The sequence below is a fragment of the Acetoanaerobium sticklandii genome (assembly GCF_000196455.1).
Taxonomy (GTDB): Bacteria; Bacillota; Clostridia; order Peptostreptococcales; family Filifactoraceae; genus Acetoanaerobium; species Acetoanaerobium sticklandii.
In genome coordinates, this window is record NC_014614.1 from 962,157 (window position 1) to 984,039 (window position 21,883).

The following is a 21,883-nucleotide window of genomic DNA, read 5'->3' on the forward strand; positions in this document are numbered from 1 at the left end:
GTCTATTTTTGATTCCTCATTAAGGTTTACAATTAAAATGTTTATACTTTGTTAAATTTATGCTATATTATTTTTATACAGTTTTTCTTAATAAATATTCTCATTAAGGATTAGTAAAGGGAATGGGGGATGTAAGATGCAGAGTGTTTTGACTACCTGTCCATACTGTGGCTCGGGTTGTACTTTTTATCTTAACGTTAAAGATGGAGAGATAGTTAGTGTAACTCCGAATGAAAAAAATGCAGTAAATGGGGGAAAGCTTTGTTCAAAAGGACATTTTGGTTTTGACTTTGTACATCACAAAGACAGACTAAAAAATCCAATGATAAGAAGGAACGAAAAGCTAGAGGAAGTATCTTGGGAAGAAGCTTTTGAATTTATAACTTCAAAGCTAAAATCAACCATAAAAGACCATGGACCAGACAGTATAGCTTCATTTAGCTCGGCGAGATGCACTAATGAAGAAAACTATTTAATGCAGAAATTAATGAGAGCAGCTATTGGGACTAATAATATTGACCACTGCGCTAGACTCTGACATGCACCTACAGTGTCCGGTCTGGGCACAGCTTTTGGCAGTGGAGCAATGACAAACTCTATAGACGAAATTGATTTGATGGATGAAAAAGATGCGATTTTTGCAATAGGGACAAACACGACTGAATGTCATCCTATTATTGGACTAAAATTACTTCAAGCAAAGGATAGGGGAACCAAGCTTGTAGTAGCAGACCCTAGAAAAACTGATTTGGCTATGCATGCTGATGTATGGTTAAGACAAAAGCCTGGTACTGACGTAGCACTTCTTAATGCTATGATAAATGTAATCTTGAATGAGAATCTAGCAGACAATGAATTTATAAATACTAGGACTGAAAACTTTGAGCAGATGAAAGAAACGGTTCTTAAATATACGCCAGAATACAGTGAAAAAATCACAAAGGTTCCAGCTGAAAAAATAAGAGAAGCAGCTAGAATAATTGCAAAATCAAACAATACTGCTTCCTACTACACTATGGGAATCACACAGCATACTACAGGAGTAGACAATGTGCTTTCTGTTGCAAATCTAGCTATGGTTACTGGAAATCTTGGAAAGCCAAAAGCTGGAGTAAACCCACTTAGAGGACAAAACAACGTTCAAGGGGCTTGTGATATGGGAGCTCTTCCTAACGTTTATCCAGGATATCAAGCAGTTACGGACCCAGCAATAAAAGAAAAATTTGAAAAAGCGTGGAATAAGCCACTTAGCGATAAAGTTGGGCTTACTATTCCGTCAGTTCTTAATGAAATAATGAAAGATAATGTGAAGGTTTTATATGTATTTGGAGAAAACCCAGTTAGAAGTGATCCAGATGTTACTCATGTAAAGCATTGCTTAGAGCATCTTGACTGCCTTATCGTCCAGGATATATTTTTGACTGAGACAGCTGAGCTTGCAGATGTAGTACTACCAGGAGCAAGCTTTGCAGAAAAAGATGGAACCTTTAGTGGAACAGACAGAAGAGTTCAAAGAATAAGAAAGGCAGTTGAGCCTATAGGAAACTCTATGCCTGACTGGTTGATACTCAGCAAGCTGATTTCTTCTATGGAATATCCTAGCGATTATAAATCTCCTGAAGAAATATTCAATGAAATAAGAACTGTAACTCCTAGCTATGCAGGAATTACGTATGGCAGAATAGAAAATGAAGTCATTTCTTGGCCATGTCCTACTGAAGACCATAAAGGAACACCGATATTACACATAGGGAAATTTTCTAGAGGATTAGGAAAGTTTTCTGCAATAGAACATAGAGACCCAGCTGAAATGCCTGATAAAGAGTATCCACTTATGCTTACTACTGGAAGGGTAGTGGCTCATTATCATACTGGAACTATGACAAGGCGCTGCTGGGGACTTAATGGAACTCATCCAGAGGAATCTATAGAAATAAATCCTGTAGATGCTGCGAACTTAAACATAGAAGATGGAGATGAGGTATCTGTAACAACTCGCAGAGGTTCACTTATAACTAAAGCTCAAGTTACAACCAGAGTACCAGAAGGCTTGACTTTTATTACTTTCCACTTTACTGAAAATCCAGGTAATATTTTGACAAATAGTGCCGCAGATCCTATCACACAAACTCCTGAGTACAAGGTGTGCTCAGTTAATGTAAAAAAACTAGATTTTTCTGATTTTGGATGTCAAAAAAGAAAAATCTTTAAAAAAGAAACTCAAAATGCAGTGTAGGATAGTAAAGGGGAGGGAGTATAGATGAATACTTTTGTTATAGCAAATCCTAAAAAATGTATAGGATGTAAGGCTTGTGAGATAGCATGCGCAGTAGCTCATATCGATAAATCCGTAGTTACAGCAAATAAGGACGAGATACCATTTTCACCTAGAGTAAATCTGATTAGAGCAGATATAGTTACGACTCCTATTCAGTGTAGACAATGTGAGGATGCGCCATGTGCCAATGTATGCCCAGTATCTGGGATAATACATCAAGACGATAAAATAATAATAAAGACTGAGCAGTGTATAGGCTGTAAGACTTGTATTTTAGCTTGCCCTATTGGAGCAATGAATATGGTTCATGATGAAGCAACCATGAAAAAAGAGTCAAAGCTAAGCGACACAACAAATTTGGAACCTATGGTAGCCATAAAATGCGACTTATGTGTAGGAAGAGAAGGCGGACCAGCATGTGTAGAGATATGCCCAGCTGAAGCTTTTATCTTAGTAGAGCAAAAAGATATAAATGAAATAAGTAAAAATAAAAGAAAAGCAAATGCTTTAAGAACGGTATAAATAATAAAAGGTTCAGCTAAAAATTTTAGCTGGACCTTTTTTCAATACAATAAGATTTTTGGAATTAATTAGCAATATTCGATTGTATTAATTTGAAGAGTGAATAGTTTTATCTATATGCTCTAGCTCAAATATTTCTGGTGGAACAGGTCTTCCAAATATATAGCCTTGAATTTCATCGCATTCTAGCACTTTTAATATTTCTAGTTGATTTGAGTCTTCTACCCCTTCTGCTATTGTTTTTAATCCCATTCCTCTAGCCATCATGATTATAGCTTTTACTATGAGCAGAGTATTTTTATCTTCAGCAATATTGTCAATTAGCTCTTTTGCTATTTTAAGTCTATCGATATCAAATCTCTTAATATAGCTCAGAGATGAGTATCCAGTACCAAAATCGTCTATTGATATACTTATTCCTATGTTTGCTAAGCCAGAGAATATCTCTTCCATAGAAACTTGAGAGCTCATAGCTACACCCTCGGTTATTTCTATATCTATCCATTCTGGTTTAATATCTTCGTCGTGGATTTTTTGTCTTATCCTATTAACAAAATCTGAGTTTTCAATTTGAAGTGGAGAAATATTAATACCAACCTGTAAATCCATATTATATTTTTGATTCCAAGCTTTTGCTTGACACATTGCTTGATTAATTACCCATTCGCCGAGACTGAATATAATTCCAGTTTCTTCAGCTATAGGTATAAAGTCAGCTGGTGAAATAAAACCTTCTTCAGGATGAATCCATCTTAGAAGAGCTTCCATTCCGACTAATTTATTATCTGAAGTTCTATATTGTGGCTGATAGTATAACTTGAATTCTTTATCGAAATTTGAATTTTTTAGCATAACCTCTAAGCTATGTTTCTTTTGAACCTTTTCACTTAAATCACTGTCAAAGAAAAAGTATTTTTGATTATTGTGAGATATTTTTGCCTCATACATAGCAATATCAGCGTATTTTAGCAGAGTTCCTCTATCTTTAGCATCCTTAGGATATTTTGAAATTCCTATGCTTAGGCTAACGTTAAATACATAAGGAGGAATTTTTATAGGAAATTCTGATATTTTTAGCAGAGAATCAATAATATCGTACAAATATGAAGTATCCTCGTAGTTCTTGACTATAACTGCAAATTCATCTCCACCAACCCTGTAAACGGTACAGTTCTCTTTGCAGTGGTTAGTAAATCTTTTACTCAGGCTATAAAGGACTTGATCACCAACTTCATGTCCATGAGTATCATTGATAGCCTTAAATCTATCCATATCCATATAGAGAAGTGCAAATTTGGAGCAAGAAGCGTCATTTATAAGCTCATCTAAATTATTTAAAAAATATCTTCGGTTATATAGTCCAGTAAGCCCATCTTTGTTGGATATTTCTTCTAGAGCTTTATTTGCAAGCTTTAAATCAGAAATTTTTTCCTGAATTGCTTGCTCTAGATATTCGTTAATATGCTGTTCTTTTTTTAGAAGGTAGTCAGTTTTTATAGATACTTGTATATATCTGCTAGTAAGCTGATGTACGCCTATAATGATTAAAATCATAAGAAAATTATGCCAACCAACAAAAGGATATAGGAGCACTAATATAGGTAAAATAACAAGAATTTGGAATTTTTTTGAGTTTCCATAGTTATATGGCAAACCATCATAAGTCTGAGTGGAGGTATCTTTTATTGGACGAATACTTCTAAAATATGAACCTAAAGCTAATAACATACATGTTAAGGTATATGAAGAGTCAATTAGTGTATTGGCAATATAGGTTTCTGTTAAGTCTAAATAAGCATAGTAAAAATCAGTAAAGGTGTAGATGAATATACCTAAGAAAACAATATTAAAGCTTATAGGAGTTTTCTTTTTTCTTGCGGATGAATAAAAAACTATATAGGATGCAAGAGCTATAAAATCAGTGAGCATATAAGCTATTGTGTTAATAAAATCAAAATTTGATTCATATCTCATACTAGTCTTTGAAAATATAAAGGACCAGATTAATATCATCAATATTATCCCTATTCCAGTAATATCTGTTAGTAACTGAAATTTATTCCATTTTTTATGAACTCTTCCAAAAACATACAGCACTAGTCCAGCAAGAATAATGCTCGGGAAAGTATATAGTGAAGGAATGAGAGTATCATAGACATCAATACTTAAAAATGAGTCATAAATAAGCCAAAGGGTATCTATTATTCCCCAAAGGAAAGTGAAGGCAAATAGAAAATACCAGGTTAAATCAGTTTCCTTCTGAGCTCTTTTTTTAACACTGGAATAGATTACATAAGAGGAATAAAAAGCAACTATAGGGGAAAATATATTTCCATATAAATCACTTTCATAGGTTACTGATAAAAGATGACATAAAAAAATTACAATCAGTATATATATCTTAAGTGGCAATTTAGTTTTGCTCATAGCCCTTCCTTTCCGAATGATAGCAGATAGCTTCTGTTGATTTTTATTGTTTATATAATAATGTTAACTTGACTTATGAACAATTTGTATGGCTCTTTATGATGAGGTAAAATTTTAAGTCCTTTTTTTCTAATTATAGCACTTTGGGACTAATTATAATTATTAATTATATATAAGAAAAATTATCTCAAAAGAATGTGAAATTAAAATAATTACCTTGGATATATTACTAAATGGATACAAGATACATACAAAAAAACATAAGAATATGAAAACTAACCGGTTTACTTTTTATATCGGATATGGCATAATATTTCTTTATTAATTTTATATGGGGAAAGGAAGAGTGAATATGAAAATTGGCTTTGATCCGAAGAAGTATCTTGAAGAACAGTCTAAATTTATACTCGAGAGAGTAAATGACTATGACAAGCTCTATTTAGAGTTTGGTGGAAAGTTACTTTTTGACATGCATGCAAAAAGAGTACTTCCAGGCTTTGATGAAAATGCTAAAATTAAGCTGCTTCAAAAACTTAAAGACAAGTTAGAAGTAATAATTTGTGTTTACGCAGGGGATATTGAGCGAAACAAGATTAGAGGCGATTTTGGTATTACTTACGACTTAGATGTACTAAGATTAATCGACGATCTTAGAAGCTATGGACTAGATGTAAATAGCGTAGTTATTACTAGATATGAAGATCAGCCTTCTGCCAATATCTTTATGAACAAGCTAGAAAGAAGAAACATAAAGGTATATACACACAGAGCAACAAAAGGCTATCCTACAGATGTAGATACAATAGTAAGTGACGAAGGCTATGGAAAAAATCCATACATAGAAACTACAAAGCCAATAGTAGTAGTAACAGCACCAGGACCAGGAAGTGGAAAACTTGCAACTTGTCTTAGCCAGCTTTACCATGAAAATAAAAATGGAAAAATAGCGGGCTATTCAAAATTCGAGACTTTTCCTGTGTGGAATGTGCCTTTAAAGCATCCTTTAAACATAGCTTATGAAGCTGCTACAGTAGATTTAAAAGATATAAACATGATAGACTCTTTCCATGTGGATGCATATAATCAAATAGCTGTTAATTATAACAGAGACATAGAGACTTTTCCTGTATTAAAGAGAATTATTGAGAGAATAACTAAAAAAGAATCAGTTTTCAAATCACCTACGGATATGGGCGTTAATAGAGTGGGTTACGGAATTGTGGATGATGAAGTTGTTCAGGAAGCCTCAAAGCAAGAAATCATTAGAAGATATTTCAAGGTTGCTTGTGAATATAAAAAAGGATATGCAGACACTGATAGCTTAGAGCGTATTAAGCTTATCATGGAAGAACTGAGCCTAAAGCCAGAAGACAGAAAAGTTGTACTTCCTGCTAGAGAGCGTTCAACTAAATTAAAAGAAGAGGAAGGCGAAAACTGCGTAGGTTCTGCTATGGCTATAGAGCTTAATGATGGAACTATACTTACAGGAAAGGCTTCTGAAGTAATGGATGCAGCAGCTGCAGCCCTTCTAAACGCAATAAAATACTATGGAAATATATCTGATGAAATTCATTTGATATCTCCAGTTATATTAGAGCCTATAAGAGAGCTTAAATGTAAAATGAGCGGAAATTCAACTAGCTACTTAAATAGCGAAGAGATTCTTATAGCATTAAGCATTTGCGCAGCTACAAACCATACTGCTCAGATTGCTATGGAAAAACTGCTAATGCTTAAAAACTGCCAAGCTCATAGCACAACTATTTTGTCTGCAGTAGATGAGCAAACATACAGACAGCTAGGAATCGACGTAACTAGTGATGCAGAGTTTGCATCTGAGAGCTTGTATTATAACAATTAAAATTTGAATTCACAATAAAATGGCGGTCACACTTCAGATTTAGTGTGGCCGCCATTTTATTATATTAAGCACGAATAGCAAAGCGTATCTTTGTTGAACGTGCTCTTGGATTTCTATTACATTCTTCAGCCGAAGGTCTAATTACATCAGTTGATATTTCTGAATAAATACCTTCACGATAATAATTTTTGAATGATTTTTTCACTAAACGATCTTCTCCAGAGTGGAAGGACATAATTAGAACTTTTCCATTTGGAGCTAATACAGCTGGCAGCTTTTCAAGGAAATCATAAAGAACTTCAAATTCTTGATTTACATCAATTCGTAAAGCCTGAAAAACACGCTGGCAAGTTTTTTTGATTTCTTGCTCACGATCCTTAGAAGGTATAAAGCTAAGAGTATCTTCTATTAAGTCTCTAAGCTGGCTAGTTGTTTCTATTTTTTCGCCTTCTTCAAATCTTTTAATAATTGCTTTTGAAATTATCTCTGCATGAGGCTCATCAGAGTTTTCTAAAAGCATACCCTCTATTTCATATTGATTCATTTCTTTTAGGCGCTCTGCCGCCGAAATTCCTTTTTCTGGATTTAGACGTAAATCTAGAGGGCCTTCTCTTTTGTAAGTAAAACCTCTATCAGGATTATCAATCTGCATAGAGGATACACCTAAATCAGCAAGAATAAAATCGAATTTTCCAGCTTCCTTAGAAATCTTATCTATTTCAGAAAAGTTCATATTTCTAATTTTAAGCATATCTTCACCATATCCAAGCGATTCAAGACGTGCTTTTGTTTTTTGAGATTCGATTGGGTCTACATCCGTGGCAAAAATACAGCCTTGATGCTCGAGGCATTTAAGCATTTCAAGTGTGTGACCACCATAACCAAGAGTTGCATCAAAACCAATTTGACCAGGTTTGATTTGAAAGAATTCTAAGATTTCATTTACCGCAATTGAGATATGCATACCTGCAGGAGTATTTCCTCTTTGAATTGCTTTTTCAATTTCATCAGAATATTTTTCTGGGTCATGCTCTTTATATTTTTCTTTAAATGTTTTAGGATGAGTACCTTTGTAGCGAGTTCGCCTTTTAGGTTTTTGGTTTTCAGTCATAAGAAATAACTCCTTTGTTATATAAACGTATCTAAATAAAGCGGATTTATTACTTTTTTCCGCCTCTTTTGCCCATCGCAAGTAGTATTCCAAGAGCTAGTGATAAAAATGCTGCTGTCAATACTCTGTACTCAGGAGGAAGCATAAATGTTATAGTGTGAGCTGGTATCCAAAATAAAGGAACTGTTTTTATAAGTACAAAAGAAACAAAGCCTTTAAAATCTATTCTTCCAACAACATCTACAGCTTTTATATTTTTTATTCCTTCATATACCATATCTATATAGGTATCTGTAAATCTGTGAAAAGCCATAAATGTAGGAGCAAAGGTAAGGTTCATAATTGAGCTTACAAAGAAAGCAAATGCAAAGCTAGACCCTTTACCAGGTAGATAGCCTTTTTCCAAAGCACCAGTAACTCCAGCTGCAAATATTTGGAACATAAGAGTTATTACTATACCTAGAAAACCCCAAATTATCGCTCTGTAGATTAAACCAGCTGGTTTTTTCCAGTCACCTACTGATATCCTGATAGCTAACATTTCTCCCATTGTAGCAAGTATTCCAAACTTAATAAATCCACTGATATAAGGATGACCTGCAGTAAAATCAACAAATATTATGTGAGTAGCAGGCATCAGTATAAATAAAGCAACAGATAAAAGTATAATTCCCCATATAAAATCACCTTTTTTCAAATAAAGCACTCCTTTTCTTATTAATTTTGTCTAATTATGATTATAACCATTCTTTTTTATAAACCCAAGGGATTTTTTTACTTACTATCTTTATACTACAAAATTTCCATATATATAGTTAGAAGAAATTTAATTAATCAAGTTCAATTTAAAGTTAAAAAAGGAAACGGAGGTTATTATTATGCAGGAAATATTAGAGCAAGATAAAAGGCTTAGAGATTTAGAAACCTCACAGGCTGAAACTAGAACCTATGTAAAAATGATTCAGGCAGATATTGAAGAAATTAAGACAAGTATAAAAGAGCTTCACAACTTAAATTTATCAGCAAATAATTCACAAAATGAGATGGGAAGCGCATGGCAAAACATAGTGATAGAGCTAATCAAGCTAGCAAGTCTTTGTATTATTATACTCGGTACAATAGTAGGGGCAATTAAAGTTATGGGAACATAAACCTTAGTTTTCAGAAAAAACAAATTATTATGATTCGAATTAATTGCTATATCAAAACCTACGTTGTATAATAAAAATAATGTATAAATATATAATAAATATTAATTTTAATTATGATTGTATATAAAAAAGTGCGAGGTGACAATTATGATAAGCATTCAAAATGCGCTTGAAATAATTTTAGAGGAAACTAAGCTACAGCCCACACAAGAGGTAGGCATTTTAGAAGCCAGCGGTTATATTTTAGCACAAGACATCTTTTCAAAGGACACATTGCCTCCATTTAACAAATCAGCAATGGATGGATATGCCTATAATATGGATAAAGCTAATGATGCTAAAACTCTTAAAGTAGTAGCTCTAGTAAAAGCTGGTGACTATTATGAAAAAGAGTTAAATTCAGGTGAAGCTGTAAAAATTATGACAGGAGCGCCAGTTCCAGCTAGTGCAGATACGGTTATAGAAATTGAGAAAGTAAAGGCTGAGAAAGACACGATAATAATTGAATCACCAGTAAAAAAAGGAAGTAATATTATTTTTAAAGGAGAAGAACTTGTTTCGGGAGATTTAGTTTTAGAAACAGGGAAGCAAATTACTCCAGCAGATATTGGGCTATTGGCATCTTTAGGATATCCTAGAGTTTCAATATATAAACCTCCCACAGTAGCATGCCTAGTTACAGGCGATGAATTAGTGGATATAGATCAAGAAATATCAAAAGGAAAGATACGAAACTGCAATACTTATACACTTGAGGCAATGATAAACCAAATAAAAGCAGTTCCAGTAGCGTTTGACATAATTCCAGATGATAAAGAGGTGCTGAAAGCTACTGTTTTGAAAGCCTTTGAGACTTGTGATTTTGTAGTTAGCACAGGAGGAGCTTCTGTTGGAGACTTTGATTTCGTGCTAGAGGTGTTAGAAGAAATTGGCGCTGAAATAAAATTTACAAAGGTTGCTATTAAGCCTGGAAAGCCAATAACCTTTGCTAAGTACAAAAATAAATTGTTTTTCAGTCTTCCAGGAAATCCAATGTCTGTAATCACGGCTTTTGAACAATTTGTAAAACCAAGCCTAAGACAATCCATGGGAAATATGACTATGGAGCATGTAGAAACTATACCAATGAAAATAGGGGATGGGTTTAAGCTAAGAAAAGGAAGAACTAAATATATCTTCGTAAATGTTGAAAAGGTCGGTGACGAATATATAGCTTACAATACTAGCTCTCAATGCTCAAACCACCTTATGACTGTATCAAAATCAGATGCAGTGCTTATAATTCCAGAGAATATCGAGGATGTAAATAAAGGGGATATTCACAATGGCAGATTTATTTTTAAATAGAAAAACTAATAATCCTATGGACTTAAGTTCAAGCGAGGATTGCATAAAAGTAAGTGGAATTATCAAGCTAAATAGTGGAAGCTTTAGCATATGCGAGGATTATCTGATAATAGAGCAGAAAATAGAATTAAAAATCTATCAAAATGATAAGCTTGTAGCTACGAATGCATTTTATTGCAGCCCCACATATATAAAGGAACTAGTTGTTGGATATTTAGTGAGCTTTGATATTATATCCAATTTCGATGATATAAAAAACCTCAGCATAAGCGAAGACAAGAGTGAAGCTATAGTAGAGCTAAGCGAGAATGTTAGAAAAAAAATTGATGATTTAGAGGATGATAATGTAAGATTTTTCAATCCCAATTTAATTTTTGAGTCTATGCAAAAAAATTTATCTTACTCAAAGCTTTTTTCAAAAACTGGGGGAGCACATTGTATTGGATTTTTAGATACAAATAGTTATATTAAAGCTTTTGAGGACGTAGGAAGGCATAATGCCCTCGATAAATTAATAGGTCATATTTCAATAATGAAAATCAATCCAAAAGACATAGCTATTATAACAAGTGGAAGGCTTTCTCAAGATATGGCTCTGAAATGCATAAACGCAGGAATTAAGACGATTTTTACAAAGTCAGCACCTACAAGTATGGCATTTGAGCTTTGCAAAGCACACCAAATAACTTTAGTAGGCTTTGTACGTAACTCAAGGCTTAATATATATAATCAAGGGGCTTATAGTAAGATTATCAACGAAGATGCAATTGAAATGGTTTTTAGTGAAGCAAAGATTGATACTAAAAACCGAAGATATAAAGTTCTAAAGGACACAGCGATTTTCTTAAATAGATAATAAAAATAAAGGGGAGAAGGATATGAGAAATGAAATTAGCAGTTTTGTAATTGCTGATCCTACGAAATGTGTAGGCTGCAGAACATGTGAATTGGCTTGTTTTACAGTTCACAATTCAAAGAATGAAACAAGGTACACTGTAGGTACAGTAAAAACTCCAGTGATACCAAGATTATTCTTAGTAAAGGACGAGGACTTTGCTATGCCTGTGCAGTGTAGACATTGCGAAGATGCTCCATGTGCAAATAGCTGCCCAGTCAATGCTATCAAGAAAGTTGATAATGCTATTGTAGTCGATGAAAAGCTATGTATAGGCTGCAAAACTTGTATCTTAGCTTGTCCTTTTGGAGCATTAGAGCTACTTCCAGAGTACAAAGAAGCTCAAGAAGTACAGCAATATGGTCTTGAAGAGCCTAAGAAAATAGCTTATAAATGTGATTTGTGTAGCAAAATGGATGGATATGCATGTATAGAGGCCTGTCCAAAGGATGCTCTTAGTCTCGTGGAGCCTGCACTTGATAAAAAGACTAAGAATCTAAAAGCGGCATTAAGCATTTTAGAAACTATGAAAAACTTATAACAGGGGGGAAAATCATGGCTGTTTTAATAGATCAAGAACTATGTACAGGATGTAAGATGTGCTCGGATGTTTGTCCAGTGGATGCAATAAGCGGTGATGCTGGAAAGCCTCAGTCAATAGATGAAAATAAATGTGTTTTATGTGGTCAATGTGTACAGATGTGTAGCTCATTTGCCTCTGTTTTTGACGAGGAAATAGAACCAATTGAGAAAAAGCTATCAGATAGAAAGATGCTAAAAGGTATAAAAGAGCCTTTGTTTGCAGCTTATTATGATAACAACATACATAAAGTAGTAGATATATTAAATGATAAGAATCAGTTTTCAGTAGTTCAGTGTGCACCAGCTGTAAGAGTTGCAATTGCAGAAGATTTTGGAATGGATTTAGGAAGCCTAACTCCTGGAAAAATGGCTGCAGCACTTAGAAAATTAGGATTTGATAGGGTGTATGATACAAACTTCTCAGCTGATTTAACTATCATGGAAGAAGGAACAGAGCTAATTGAAAGAGTTACAAAAAATGAAAAGCTACCTATGTTTACTTCATGCTGTCCAGCATGGGTAAAATACATGGAGCAATCACATCCAGAGTATTTAGACCATCTATCAACTTGTAAATCTCCTCAGCAAATGGCTGGAGCTATATTTAAAACTTACGGTGCAAAGCTAGATAACAAATCAGCAAAGGATATAGCTAGTGTATCAATAATGCCATGCACATGTAAAAGCTTTGAAAGTGAAAGAACAGAAATGAATAGCAGTGGAGAAAGAGATGTAGATGTTGTACTTACAACTAGAGAGCTTGCTTATTTGATAAAAGAAATGGATATTGATTTCGTAAATCTTCAAGAAGAAAATTTTGATCAGCCTCTTGGTAATTATACTGGAGCAGGAAATATCTTTGGTGTTACTGGTGGCGTTATGGAAGCGGCAATTAGAACAGGCTATGAGCTAATCACAAATCAACCAATTGATAACGTAGATGTTGTAGCTGTAAGAGGAAATAAAAACTTCAGCGAATCTATAATCAAGGTAGGAGATTTAGAACTAAAAGTAGCTGTAGTTGCAGGCCTAAAAAACGTAGAGCCTATAATAGAAGCTATGAAAAATGGAAAAGCTGATTATCACTTTGTAGAAGTTATGACATGTCCAGAGGGATGTATAAGTGGTGGAGGACAGCCAAAAGTACTGCTTCCTAAGCATAAACCTATGGCATATGAAAATAGAATAAGTGGAACCTATCAGCACGATAGTGAAAGCAAGCTTAGAAAATCTCATGAAAATCCAGCAATTAAAAAGCTATACAAAGATTTTCTAAAAAATCCTCTTGGCCATAAATCACATGAACTACTTCATACAAAATATTATTCAAGAAAAGATAAGTAGAAATAACTAAAGTAAAGCACTAGAATAGCTCTCATCGAATAAGAGTATTCTAGTGCTTTTATTTATAAACATTTATAAGGAGAATTTATTTTGATTTTAAAAACAAACGATGAAAATTAAGCATTAGTTAAGTATAATGGTAGTATAGAAGTAAATAAACTAGTAATTATAAATGAAAAGTGGTGACTATATGAATATAGACAATTTATATTCTCCAGAAGAAGCAGGGCAGATATTAAAAATATCTAAATACACTATTTATGAGATGATAAAAAGAGGAGAACTCACTGCTCATCAAGTAGGACGGCATATAAGGATATCAGATTCTCAGCTAAAAGCATATTTATCTCAGCTAAAAGGTTCCCAAAATATTTTTTCGGGGACAGTTATTCATAAGGATGATGAAATTTTTGTTGATATTGGGCAGGTTTTAATTAGAGTAAACACAACTTTATCTGGAGATGTAAAAATATCAGTGGATCCAGATGATATAATATTAAGCAAGCAAGATGTCATTTGCAGTGCAAGAAATATTCACAAAGGAAAAGTTATAGATATAAAAGAGGACGATATGAACATGAGAATTACACTTGATATAGGAGCACCTATAAAAGCTGTAATAACAAAAACATCATATAAAGAGATGAACATAAATATTGGGGATGAACTTTTTACTATATTTAAAGCTTTATCAGTTAAAGCCTTTAAATAGATTTACAAAGGGAGAGTTTCTATGAGAGATTTTGGTAGTGCAGTTGTACTTGCTGGGGGAAGATCTAGTCGCATGGGATTTGACAAGAGCACCATGGTATTGCAGAACAAAAAATTAATTGAGAGCACCATAAAAAAGCTAGATAGTTTATTTGATGACATAATAATATCAGTAGATAGCTTAGAAAAAAAATCAGTATTCAATCATGATAAAATAGCCGTTGATAAAGTAAAGGGTGTTGGACCACTAGGAGGAATGATTTCGGCTCTTGAAATGGCTCAAAGCGATAAACTTTTTGTAATACCTTGTGATATGCCAGTTATAGACACAAAATATATAAGCTTTATGATGAAATATATGGATGATAATGAAATTATCTTATCAGAAAAAAAAGGATATTTTGAGCCTTTTCCTGGATTTTACTCCAAAAGCTTGATTCCAAGAATTGATGAACTTATAAATCAAAATAGACGCTCGATTAGGGCTATATTTGAGTGCTCAAGAACAAAAGTAATTTCAGAATCTGAGTGGAAGAAGCTTGGATTTAGCGAAGAAATATTTACGAATCTCAATACTACCCAGGATGTAGAAAAATATTTAAGCTATAAATGATTAAAACTGATATAAATATTGTATAATTACTATGATAGAAAAAATAAATTTTTTAGTGTAAGTATAAAAAGGTTTTTATGTTAATTAAAAATCTTTGCTTAATTAAAGTATAAAAAATTAAAATTAATGGGAGGAAAAAATGGAAAAAATGTCGACCAGAATGATGGTAGAGGCAGGAATAATGATTGCTCTTGCCCAAATCTTAAGCTATGTAAAGATATTTGAAGCCCCTTATGGAGGTTCAGTTACTGCAGGAAGTATGGTACCCATAATAATATTTTCGCTTAGATGGGGATTTAAAAATGGTTTATTAACAGGGCTTGCTTATGGAGCTCTTCAGTTTATACTAGGTCCAAAATATAGCTATCATATAGTATCTTTATTATTTGATTATTTTATAGCATTTTCAGTTTTAGGCTTTGCTGGTCTTTTTAACAACACTAGAGCAGGTAGCTTAGTTGGAAGTGGATTTGGTGTATTTTTAAGATTTGTGTGCCATGTTATATCAGGGGTAGTGGTGTTTGGAGCATATGCTCCTGAAACTATGAATCCAGTTTGGTATTCTATAGTATACAATGCAGGCTATTTATTACCAGAAATGGCAATATCTCTATTTATAGTAGGAATTTTATATGCACCACTTAAAAAGGCTTCACCTGTTAGCTAATTAAGGGTTTTATTATGGCTTTTTATGCTATATAATATAAAAATGAGCAATTTAGAATTGCTGATTATTTCTTAGAATATATGGTATATGAAAGGATGAATATCAAAATGGCTCTTTATGAAGCATGGAAAAAAGAGGCTTACGAACCAAAGTCTGAGGCTGAATACGAAAGCTTTTGGCAGGAATATCTACCAAAAGAACAAAAAATATATGAGTATCTGCTTTCTAATAAAGATGAAAAGGTTTCAGGTAAGTTAAAGGATTTAGCAGAAAGATTCGAAATCGATACTAAAACCTTTGTTGGTTTTATGGATGGAATAAACACTAGCTTAGTATCTGAGTATGACGTTGAAAATCTAGAAGAAGATAGTGAAATAACTCTAGATGTGGATATGGAAAAATTGTATTTCAATATGCATGATGCAAAGGCTGACTGGCTATACACATTACCACAGTGGGAAGAGCTTCTTACTAAGGAAAAAAGAGAAGAAATAGAAAAAGAATACAAAAAGAGCAAGACTATAGTAAAAGGCGATAGAATAGGAAGAAATGATCCTTGTACTTGTGGCAGCGGAAAAAAATACAAAAAATGCTGCGGAAAAGATGAAAATTAATAACTAAAATACACAATGAAAAAATCCTCTATGAGCTTATTAAAAGACATAGAGGACTTTTTATTTTGTATACAAGTAAAGTTTTCAAGACTGATTGACTATATAATAATCACTGGTTTGGTTCTTATTCAGATGGGATATCGTTATTTGTCATAAAGTAAGGGGCTCTAAAATCTGCAAAAATAAGTAGATTTGATAAAAATAAATTATATTTTGAAGCCAACCTAGAATTGTTAATATCTATAAGCTCGTGTCCTCGATAATAAGTTTTTAGAGGTCCCAGTGAACGTGTGAAGTTGAAATCTACATCACGTTCAATTCGAAAATCTTTGCCTTCAAAGATTAAAATTCCTTTAGTAGCTTCGTGAAGTGGTAAATTTTTTTGAGTTTCATTAGAATATTTTTTCATTTTGAAGAAAAAAATAAAGTCTTTAGGTGGAGCAATTGAAGTGTCAATTAACTTTCCAGTTCTCATATTCATAGTAGTATTACTACTCCAATGTTTCTGATAATCGTGATAACAACCACCTGTGCTACTTTCTATTTCATCAAAATCAGATTCAGTTATAGACTCACAATTCCATTCTTTCACTAAATCATGTACTGTAGATTTGAGGAGTTTATGCATATGTTCACTTTGATGATAATATTTAGAATTGTAGTAAGTGAAACGAAAATCCTCAGGATTACCATAATTTTTGTTGATTTCAGATCCTTCAGTATAGTTTGCATTGTAAGAAAATCTAACATTACTTATTTGCATAGATGAATAGAAATCTTTTAGAAGTTTGCTTTGCCCAGCAGGGTAAGTAATTAATTCATCTTCAAGCAAAGTTTGGTAAAAACGTAAATCTTTAAAAGTTTTCTTTAAGTCGTTAATAGCATCTATGTCGGTTGTTTTTCCTTTGGAATACTCTTCCATAATCTTCATTATTTTATCGTTAAAAGTATCTGCAATAGACATATAGAGGTCAAACCCAGTTTTTTGTGACTTTTGCAAAAATATATCTAAATCAGCCTCAATTTGAGCATCTGTTCTTTCTGGTTCGTTATACGCTTGTCTAATTTGTTCATATAGTTTACTGCGGCTTTCTATAGTATTGTTTAAAGTATCTAGCTGAGCATAAATTATTTTTTTCCCTTGATATAATGCATAGTTGCAGTTATATGGCATACCTCTTGAGTATTCATCAGTTTGTGGCCTTAGGATAGTATCTGTTTTTTTATTTGCAAAAATATTGTAATTGTCATATAGATAATTATATTTTGGAACAGTAGAATTCGTATTATTCAATGGATTCATTATGATATCCTCCTTAGAATTTAAAATAAAAAGAGACATTTATTAATATGTATCGTCTAGTTAATAGAAAATATATATAAATTATTGATAATTATTATACAAAACAAAAAACCTTATTTTAGATGTATTTTATCTAAAACAAGGTTAAGATTTTCTAAAAAAAATATAATGATTACAACTTATATGTTTTTATAGTTCTTCTTTAAATGGCTTCATAGACCGTTCCAGAATCCTAGCTCCCCAAGCAAGCAGTACTCCGTAATTTGTTACAGGAACAGCTACTTGATTTAAAAGGTTTAGTCTGTTATTCATCTGTTTTTTGGTCATCATACAGCCACCACAATGAACTACCAAATCGTAATTGGATACATCCTGTGGATATTCATTACCTTGGAAAAATTCAAATCTAAGTGATTCCCCAAGATTTCTTTTTAACAGAGCAGGAATTTTATATCTTCCTATATCTTCATGAGAGGTATTGTGTGTGCATATTTCAGCCATCAATATCCTAGCATCAGGAGGAAGGCTTTCTATTACCTTTATCCCATCATAGAAGGTTTTTAAATCGCCTTTTTGTCTTGCAAATAATATAGAAAAGCTAGTTAAAGGTATTTCTTCAGGTACTATTTTAGATACCTCTTGAAAGGCCTGTGAATCTGTAACTACTAAATCAACCTTATCTAGTCTTTCTAGGGTATCAGATAGCTCGGTATCTCTGACTACATGGCAGATTATACCATGGTCTAGTGCATCTCTTATCAGCTGAACCTGAGGCAAGATTATTCTTCCTTTTGGAGCTTCTGAATCTATAGGAACAACCAAGACAACGTGACTACCATAAGGCAGTAGGTCCCCAATTATGGTTTCCTCTTCCATTTTTTTTGAAAGCTTATCGATCAGAGCTTTTTTAAAATCAAGTACGTCTTCTCTTTTAGAAGTAGATAAGAAGAAAGCTTCTGGATAAGTTTCTTGTATTTGCTGTTTAGTTTCTTCATCAGCTGAATCTAGCTTGTTAATAACTATCATATATGAAACAGAAAATCTTTTAAATTCTCGCAAAAGCTCTGACTCAAACTCTTTATCTATATCATTTATATCGTGGACAATGAGAGCAAAGTCTATCTGAGTGAACATTTCCTTAGCTCTATTTTTTCTAAGCTCTCCTAGCACTCCTACATCATCTAGACCAGCAGTATCTATAAATAATACTGGACCATAAGGAAGAAGCTCCATAGCTTTTTTTACAGGGTCAGTAGTGGTACCACCAATATCTGAAACTAATGATACCTTTTGCTCAGTTATTGCATTTAATAACGAAGATTTTCCTGCATTTCTTTTTCCAAATATCCCTATATGGGTTCTGTTTCCAGAAGGTGTAGTATTCATTTTTAGCCTCCTATAGGAATAAATCTCTTTCGCCAGTTTCTATTAATCCAAGATTTTTTATTAATAGAGCTTTTACTTTTTCATTTTCTAGCTTTTCTGCTTCTTTGTAGATTAGCTCTTTAGCAGAAGATTTAAGCTCGCTATCTCCAAAATCCTCTACGTATTCCATAAGAGTCATAAGAGCATTTGGGCTGCATACATTGTGGATGTTTCCTGATTTTGCAAGCTGCATAAATCTATCCCCAGTACGACCTGATCTATAGCATGCTGTACAGTAGCTAGGTACGAAGCCTTGAGCTAAAAGTGATTTTACAACCTCTAGTGGAGAACGGTGGTCAGAAACATCAAACTGCTCTACAGATCTTCCGTCTTCTCTTTCCTTGTATCCACCTACACCAGTTGATGATCCAGCGCTTACTTGAGAAATACCGTAGTGGATAGCTTCTCTTCTAAGCTCTACAGATTCTCTTGTGCTCAGTATCATTCCTGTAAATGGCACAGCAAGTCTAATTACAGCTATAAGGCGCTTAAAGGTTTCGTCATCAAGGATATGAGGGAACATATCTAAATCCATACCTTCTGCTTTTTTAAGTCTAGGAACAGATATAGTATGAAAACCAACTCCATATTTTTGCTCTAGATGTGCATTGTGCATCATAAGGCCAAGTACTTCGAATTTATAATCATATAGCCCAAATAAAACTCCTGCGCCTACATCATCTATTCCAGCTTCCATAGCTCTGTCAAAAGCAGTAAGATGGTATTCGTAGTTGCCTTTTAAGCAATCTGTGTGCATTACCTCATAGGTAGGACGGTGATAAGTTTCTTGGAATAAGATATAAGTTCCGATATCTCTATCTTTAAGTTTTTTGTAATTTTCAACTGTTGTAGCTGCGACATTTACATTTATACGTCTGATATTTCCATCATTTGTTTTTACAGAGTAGATTGTGTCAATAGCCTCGAGTACGTAATCTAAAGGACAGTTATTAGGGTCTTCTCCTGCCTCGAGTGCTATTCTTTTATGACCCATTTGCTCTAATATCTTTACTTCCTGTATAATTTCTTCTTGTGACAGTTTCTTTCTGTCAAACTGATTACAGGCTTGATATCCGCAGTATTTACATGAATTTACGCAGTAATTAGAAATATATAAAGGAGCAAACATTACAACTCTATTGCCATAAATTTTATTTTTGATTTCTCCAGCAGCTTTAAAAAGAGCCTTTGTTACTTCTTCGTCGTCATTTTGAAGTATAGCCGCTATCTCATCATAAGTAAGGCCTTGAAGCTTAGCACCTTTATCTATAATGTTTAGCAAAGCTTCTTTAGGTACATTTTTATTTTTTTCTAGAGTTTCGTATATCAGCTGTTCATTTATCATTATTTTCTCCTCCAATTTTTATAATCACCGCGCGCCATATCAATATAAAATCCTGCATCTAAGCATTCCTTTTTTAATTGCTCAAGTGCCTCGTAGCTTTCGGTATCAGTTATTTTCTTTCCATCGTAGAGCTGGTAGCTCTTTTTATAATCATAAGGGGTAAGATTTGGCATTACTACATTTGCACCAACTCTAAATCCCTTGTATCTATTTTCTGACTTCAAAGTTGCAAGTGAAGTTGTAGATGGTATAAGCGAAGTAGGAAGCATAAGCCTAAGTATGGCAATTAATGTATAGGTAAGTTCAGCGCTTCCAGCAGATTCATCTCTAAGAGGCGTGTTCTTGTGAGGGATAAATGGCCCTATACCTATCATGTGAGGATTAAGCTCCTTTATAAATAAGAGGTCATCTGCTATATCCTCGATTTCTTGACCAGGGACACCTACCATGAATCCTGTACCTACCTGAAATCCTATGTCTTTTAAATCAAAAAGCGATTTAATTCTATTTTCATAAGACATTTTTGGATGGAGCTTTTCATATAGATTTTTATTAATAGTTTCATGTCTGATTAGGAAACGATCTGCTCCTGCATCGTACAGCTTTTGATAGCTCTCTTTTGAACGCTCACCGATAGAGAGGGTTACAGCCGCCTCAGGAAACTGAGTTTTAATGCTGGAAATAATAGCTGCAAATTTATCATCTGTAAATGAAGTATCTTCTCCACCTTGCATTACAAATGTTCTAAAGCCTAAGCTATATCCGATTTCTGCAGTTTTTATTACTTCCTCTGGGGTCATATGATAACGGGTTAATTCCTTATTATGTATAGAGATTCCGCAATAGGTACAATCGTTTTTGCAGTAGTTGGAAAATTCTATTAAGCCTCTCACATACACGCTGTTTTTGTAATGCTCGTAGCGCACGCTATAGGCTTTTTCATAAAGATACTCCCTTTCTTCATCATTTATATGAAGAAGTAGGTTTATAAGATTGGCTTTTGAAAGGGTTTGCTCCTGATAGAGCTCATTGATTAAATCACGCATCAAGCGGTTATTTCCTTCTTTGATATGGATGTTTTGACTACAACAGAAGGAATATTGCCAAGTTTTCCAGTAAGACTGTTTATCTCGTCTAGACTACCTACAACAGTTATAGAAATAACTGATATATTGTCTTCAGGAAAGGGAATGCCCATTCTGCCTTTTACTATGCCTTTAAACTCAGATAGGACATGGTTGAATCTTTCTTGACTGATATCAGGTGATTCTAAAACTGCTCCTATCACAGCTATTTTTTGAGACATAATATACCTCCTTCACTAGTTATTGAATCTGCAAACAAAAAAACCTATGGAAGGATCCATAGGTTGAATAAGCCTATTTGCCCGATCCTTGAAGATTAGAATTCTCTTTTCTATCAGGATTTTCATTTCAAAAGCACTCTTAATAAAAGGCTCACCTCTTAGAAAAAGCGAAGAATAATTTATTGATAAATTTTTAATGAATTATTCTAAATACAGAGTATCAGCAGAGCGCTAAAAAGTCAATAAAATTGTTAAATTATTAACTCTAAATATTTACAATCAAGTTGATGAAAATCTGTCTTAAAATTTAAAATATGAGAGGAATTAATAATCATAAGAAGAGGAACTGAAAGCTATAAAATATTAGAGGTTCTAAATTCT

General features: G+C 33.4%; 20 protein-coding genes. 12 read left to right on the forward strand and 8 right to left on the reverse strand.

The genetic code is table 11. The features are described 5' to 3' along the window. The first annotated feature begins 136 nt into the window (after window positions 1-136). Window positions 137-2,236, forward strand: a complete 2,100-nt coding sequence (locus tag CLOST_RS04370) for a formate dehydrogenase H subunit alpha, selenocysteine-containing (RefSeq protein ID WP_013361047.1) — start codon at window positions 137-139, stop codon at window positions 2,234-2,236. Between the two features lie 24 nt (window positions 2,237-2,260). Further along, window positions 2,261-2,800: a 4Fe-4S dicluster domain-containing protein gene (locus CLOST_RS04375; protein ID WP_013361048.1), complete on the forward strand. Its 540-nt coding sequence runs from the start codon at window positions 2,261-2,263 to the stop codon at window positions 2,798-2,800. Window positions 2,801-2,887: 87 nt separating this feature from the next. On the opposite strand, the gene CLOST_RS04380 is transcribed toward CLOST_RS04375, so the two are convergent. Continuing rightward, window positions 2,888-5,227 carry a putative bifunctional diguanylate cyclase/phosphodiesterase gene (locus tag CLOST_RS04380; RefSeq protein WP_013361049.1) on the reverse strand — a complete coding sequence of 780 codons (2,340 nt, stop codon included), beginning with the start codon at window positions 5,225-5,227 and terminating at the stop codon, window positions 2,888-2,890. A 352-nt stretch (window positions 5,228-5,579) separates the two neighbouring features. Between CLOST_RS04380 and CLOST_RS04385 the strand changes: the two genes are divergently transcribed. Then, window positions 5,580-7,088, forward strand: coding sequence for a DUF1846 domain-containing protein (locus tag CLOST_RS04385; protein WP_013361050.1), 1,509 nt, complete (start codon window positions 5,580-5,582; stop codon window positions 7,086-7,088). Between the two features lie 64 nt (window positions 7,089-7,152). Here the strand turns inward: CLOST_RS04385 and rsmH are convergent, their stop codons facing one another. Both rsmH and CLOST_RS04395 read right to left on the reverse strand, forming a co-directional pair. Next, a complete protein-coding gene (gene rsmH / locus CLOST_RS04390) occupies window positions 7,153-8,199 on the reverse strand; it encodes a 16S rRNA (cytosine(1402)-N(4))-methyltransferase RsmH (RefSeq protein ID WP_013361051.1) in 1,047 nt (348 codons plus the stop codon). Window positions 8,200-8,248: 49 nt separating this feature from the next. Further along, window positions 8,249-8,896 carry an Mpv17/PMP22 family protein gene (locus CLOST_RS04395; protein ID WP_013361052.1) on the reverse strand — a complete coding sequence of 216 codons (648 nt, stop codon included), beginning with the start codon at window positions 8,894-8,896 and terminating at the stop codon, window positions 8,249-8,251. A 181-nt stretch (window positions 8,897-9,077) separates the two neighbouring features. On the opposite strand from CLOST_RS04395, the gene CLOST_RS04400 reads away from it, so the two are divergent. The 9 genes from CLOST_RS04400 to CLOST_RS04440 all read left to right on the forward strand — a co-directional run bounded on the left by CLOST_RS04400 (window position 9,078) and on the right by CLOST_RS04440 (window position 16,123). Beyond that, window positions 9,078-9,350, forward strand: a complete 273-nt coding sequence (locus CLOST_RS04400; RefSeq protein WP_013361053.1) for a hypothetical protein — start codon at window positions 9,078-9,080, stop codon at window positions 9,348-9,350. Between the two features lie 147 nt (window positions 9,351-9,497). Further along, entirely contained in the window at window positions 9,498-10,697 is a 1,200-nt protein-coding gene (locus CLOST_RS04405; protein ID WP_013361054.1) for a molybdopterin molybdotransferase MoeA, read from the forward strand. After that, window positions 10,675-11,553, forward strand: coding sequence for a formate dehydrogenase accessory sulfurtransferase FdhD (gene fdhD / locus CLOST_RS13500; RefSeq protein ID WP_013361055.1), 879 nt, complete (start codon window positions 10,675-10,677; stop codon window positions 11,551-11,553). The genes CLOST_RS04405 and fdhD overlap by 23 nt, the downstream gene beginning before the upstream one ends. A gap of 22 nt (window positions 11,554-11,575) precedes the next feature. Then, window positions 11,576-12,133 (forward strand): 4Fe-4S dicluster domain-containing protein, encoded by a 558-nt coding sequence (locus tag CLOST_RS04415; RefSeq protein WP_013361056.1) that lies wholly within the window; start codon window positions 11,576-11,578, stop codon window positions 12,131-12,133. 14 nt (window positions 12,134-12,147) lie between these two features. Next, window positions 12,148-13,518 (forward strand): [FeFe] hydrogenase, group A, encoded by a 1,371-nt coding sequence (locus tag CLOST_RS04420; RefSeq protein WP_013361057.1) that lies wholly within the window; start codon window positions 12,148-12,150, stop codon window positions 13,516-13,518. A 172-nt stretch (window positions 13,519-13,690) separates the two neighbouring features. Next, window positions 13,691-14,230 (forward strand): excisionase family DNA-binding protein, encoded by a 540-nt coding sequence (locus CLOST_RS04425; protein ID WP_231853143.1) that lies wholly within the window; start codon window positions 13,691-13,693, stop codon window positions 14,228-14,230. Between the two features lie 21 nt (window positions 14,231-14,251). Then, window positions 14,252-14,842, forward strand: coding sequence for a molybdenum cofactor guanylyltransferase (gene mobA / locus CLOST_RS04430; RefSeq protein WP_013361059.1), 591 nt, complete (start codon window positions 14,252-14,254; stop codon window positions 14,840-14,842). Between the two features lie 139 nt (window positions 14,843-14,981). Further along, on the forward strand, window positions 14,982-15,509 hold the full coding sequence (thiT, locus tag CLOST_RS04435) for an energy-coupled thiamine transporter ThiT (RefSeq protein ID WP_013361060.1): 528 nt from the start codon (window positions 14,982-14,984) through the stop codon (window positions 15,507-15,509). A gap of 107 nt (window positions 15,510-15,616) precedes the next feature. Next, a complete protein-coding gene (locus tag CLOST_RS04440) occupies window positions 15,617-16,123 on the forward strand; it encodes an SEC-C metal-binding domain-containing protein (RefSeq protein WP_013361061.1) in 507 nt (168 codons plus the stop codon). 124 nt (window positions 16,124-16,247) lie between these two features. Here CLOST_RS04440 and CLOST_RS04445 read toward each other — a convergent pair whose 3' ends face one another. The 5 genes from CLOST_RS04445 to CLOST_RS04465 form a co-directional block, all read right to left on the reverse strand. Continuing rightward, a complete protein-coding gene (locus CLOST_RS04445) occupies window positions 16,248-17,426 on the reverse strand; it encodes a hypothetical protein (protein WP_013361062.1) in 1,179 nt (392 codons plus the stop codon). Window positions 17,427-17,615: 189 nt separating this feature from the next. Continuing rightward, a complete protein-coding gene (gene hydF, locus CLOST_RS04450) occupies window positions 17,616-18,812 on the reverse strand; it encodes a [FeFe] hydrogenase H-cluster maturation GTPase HydF (RefSeq protein WP_013361063.1) in 1,197 nt (398 codons plus the stop codon). A 10-nt stretch (window positions 18,813-18,822) separates the two neighbouring features. Next, window positions 18,823-20,196: a [FeFe] hydrogenase H-cluster radical SAM maturase HydG gene (hydG, locus tag CLOST_RS04455; RefSeq protein WP_013361064.1), complete on the reverse strand. Its 1,374-nt coding sequence runs from the start codon at window positions 20,194-20,196 to the stop codon at window positions 18,823-18,825. After that, window positions 20,196-21,242 (reverse strand): [FeFe] hydrogenase H-cluster radical SAM maturase HydE, encoded by a 1,047-nt coding sequence (gene hydE, locus CLOST_RS04460; RefSeq protein ID WP_013361065.1) that lies wholly within the window; start codon window positions 21,240-21,242, stop codon window positions 20,196-20,198. Before hydE ends, hydG begins: the two co-directional genes overlap by 1 nt. Continuing rightward, window positions 21,242-21,502: a TM1266 family iron-only hydrogenase system putative regulator gene (locus tag CLOST_RS04465; protein WP_013361066.1), complete on the reverse strand. Its 261-nt coding sequence runs from the start codon at window positions 21,500-21,502 to the stop codon at window positions 21,242-21,244. Before CLOST_RS04465 ends, hydE begins: the two co-directional genes overlap by 1 nt. Window positions 21,503-21,883 lie beyond the last annotated feature (381 nt).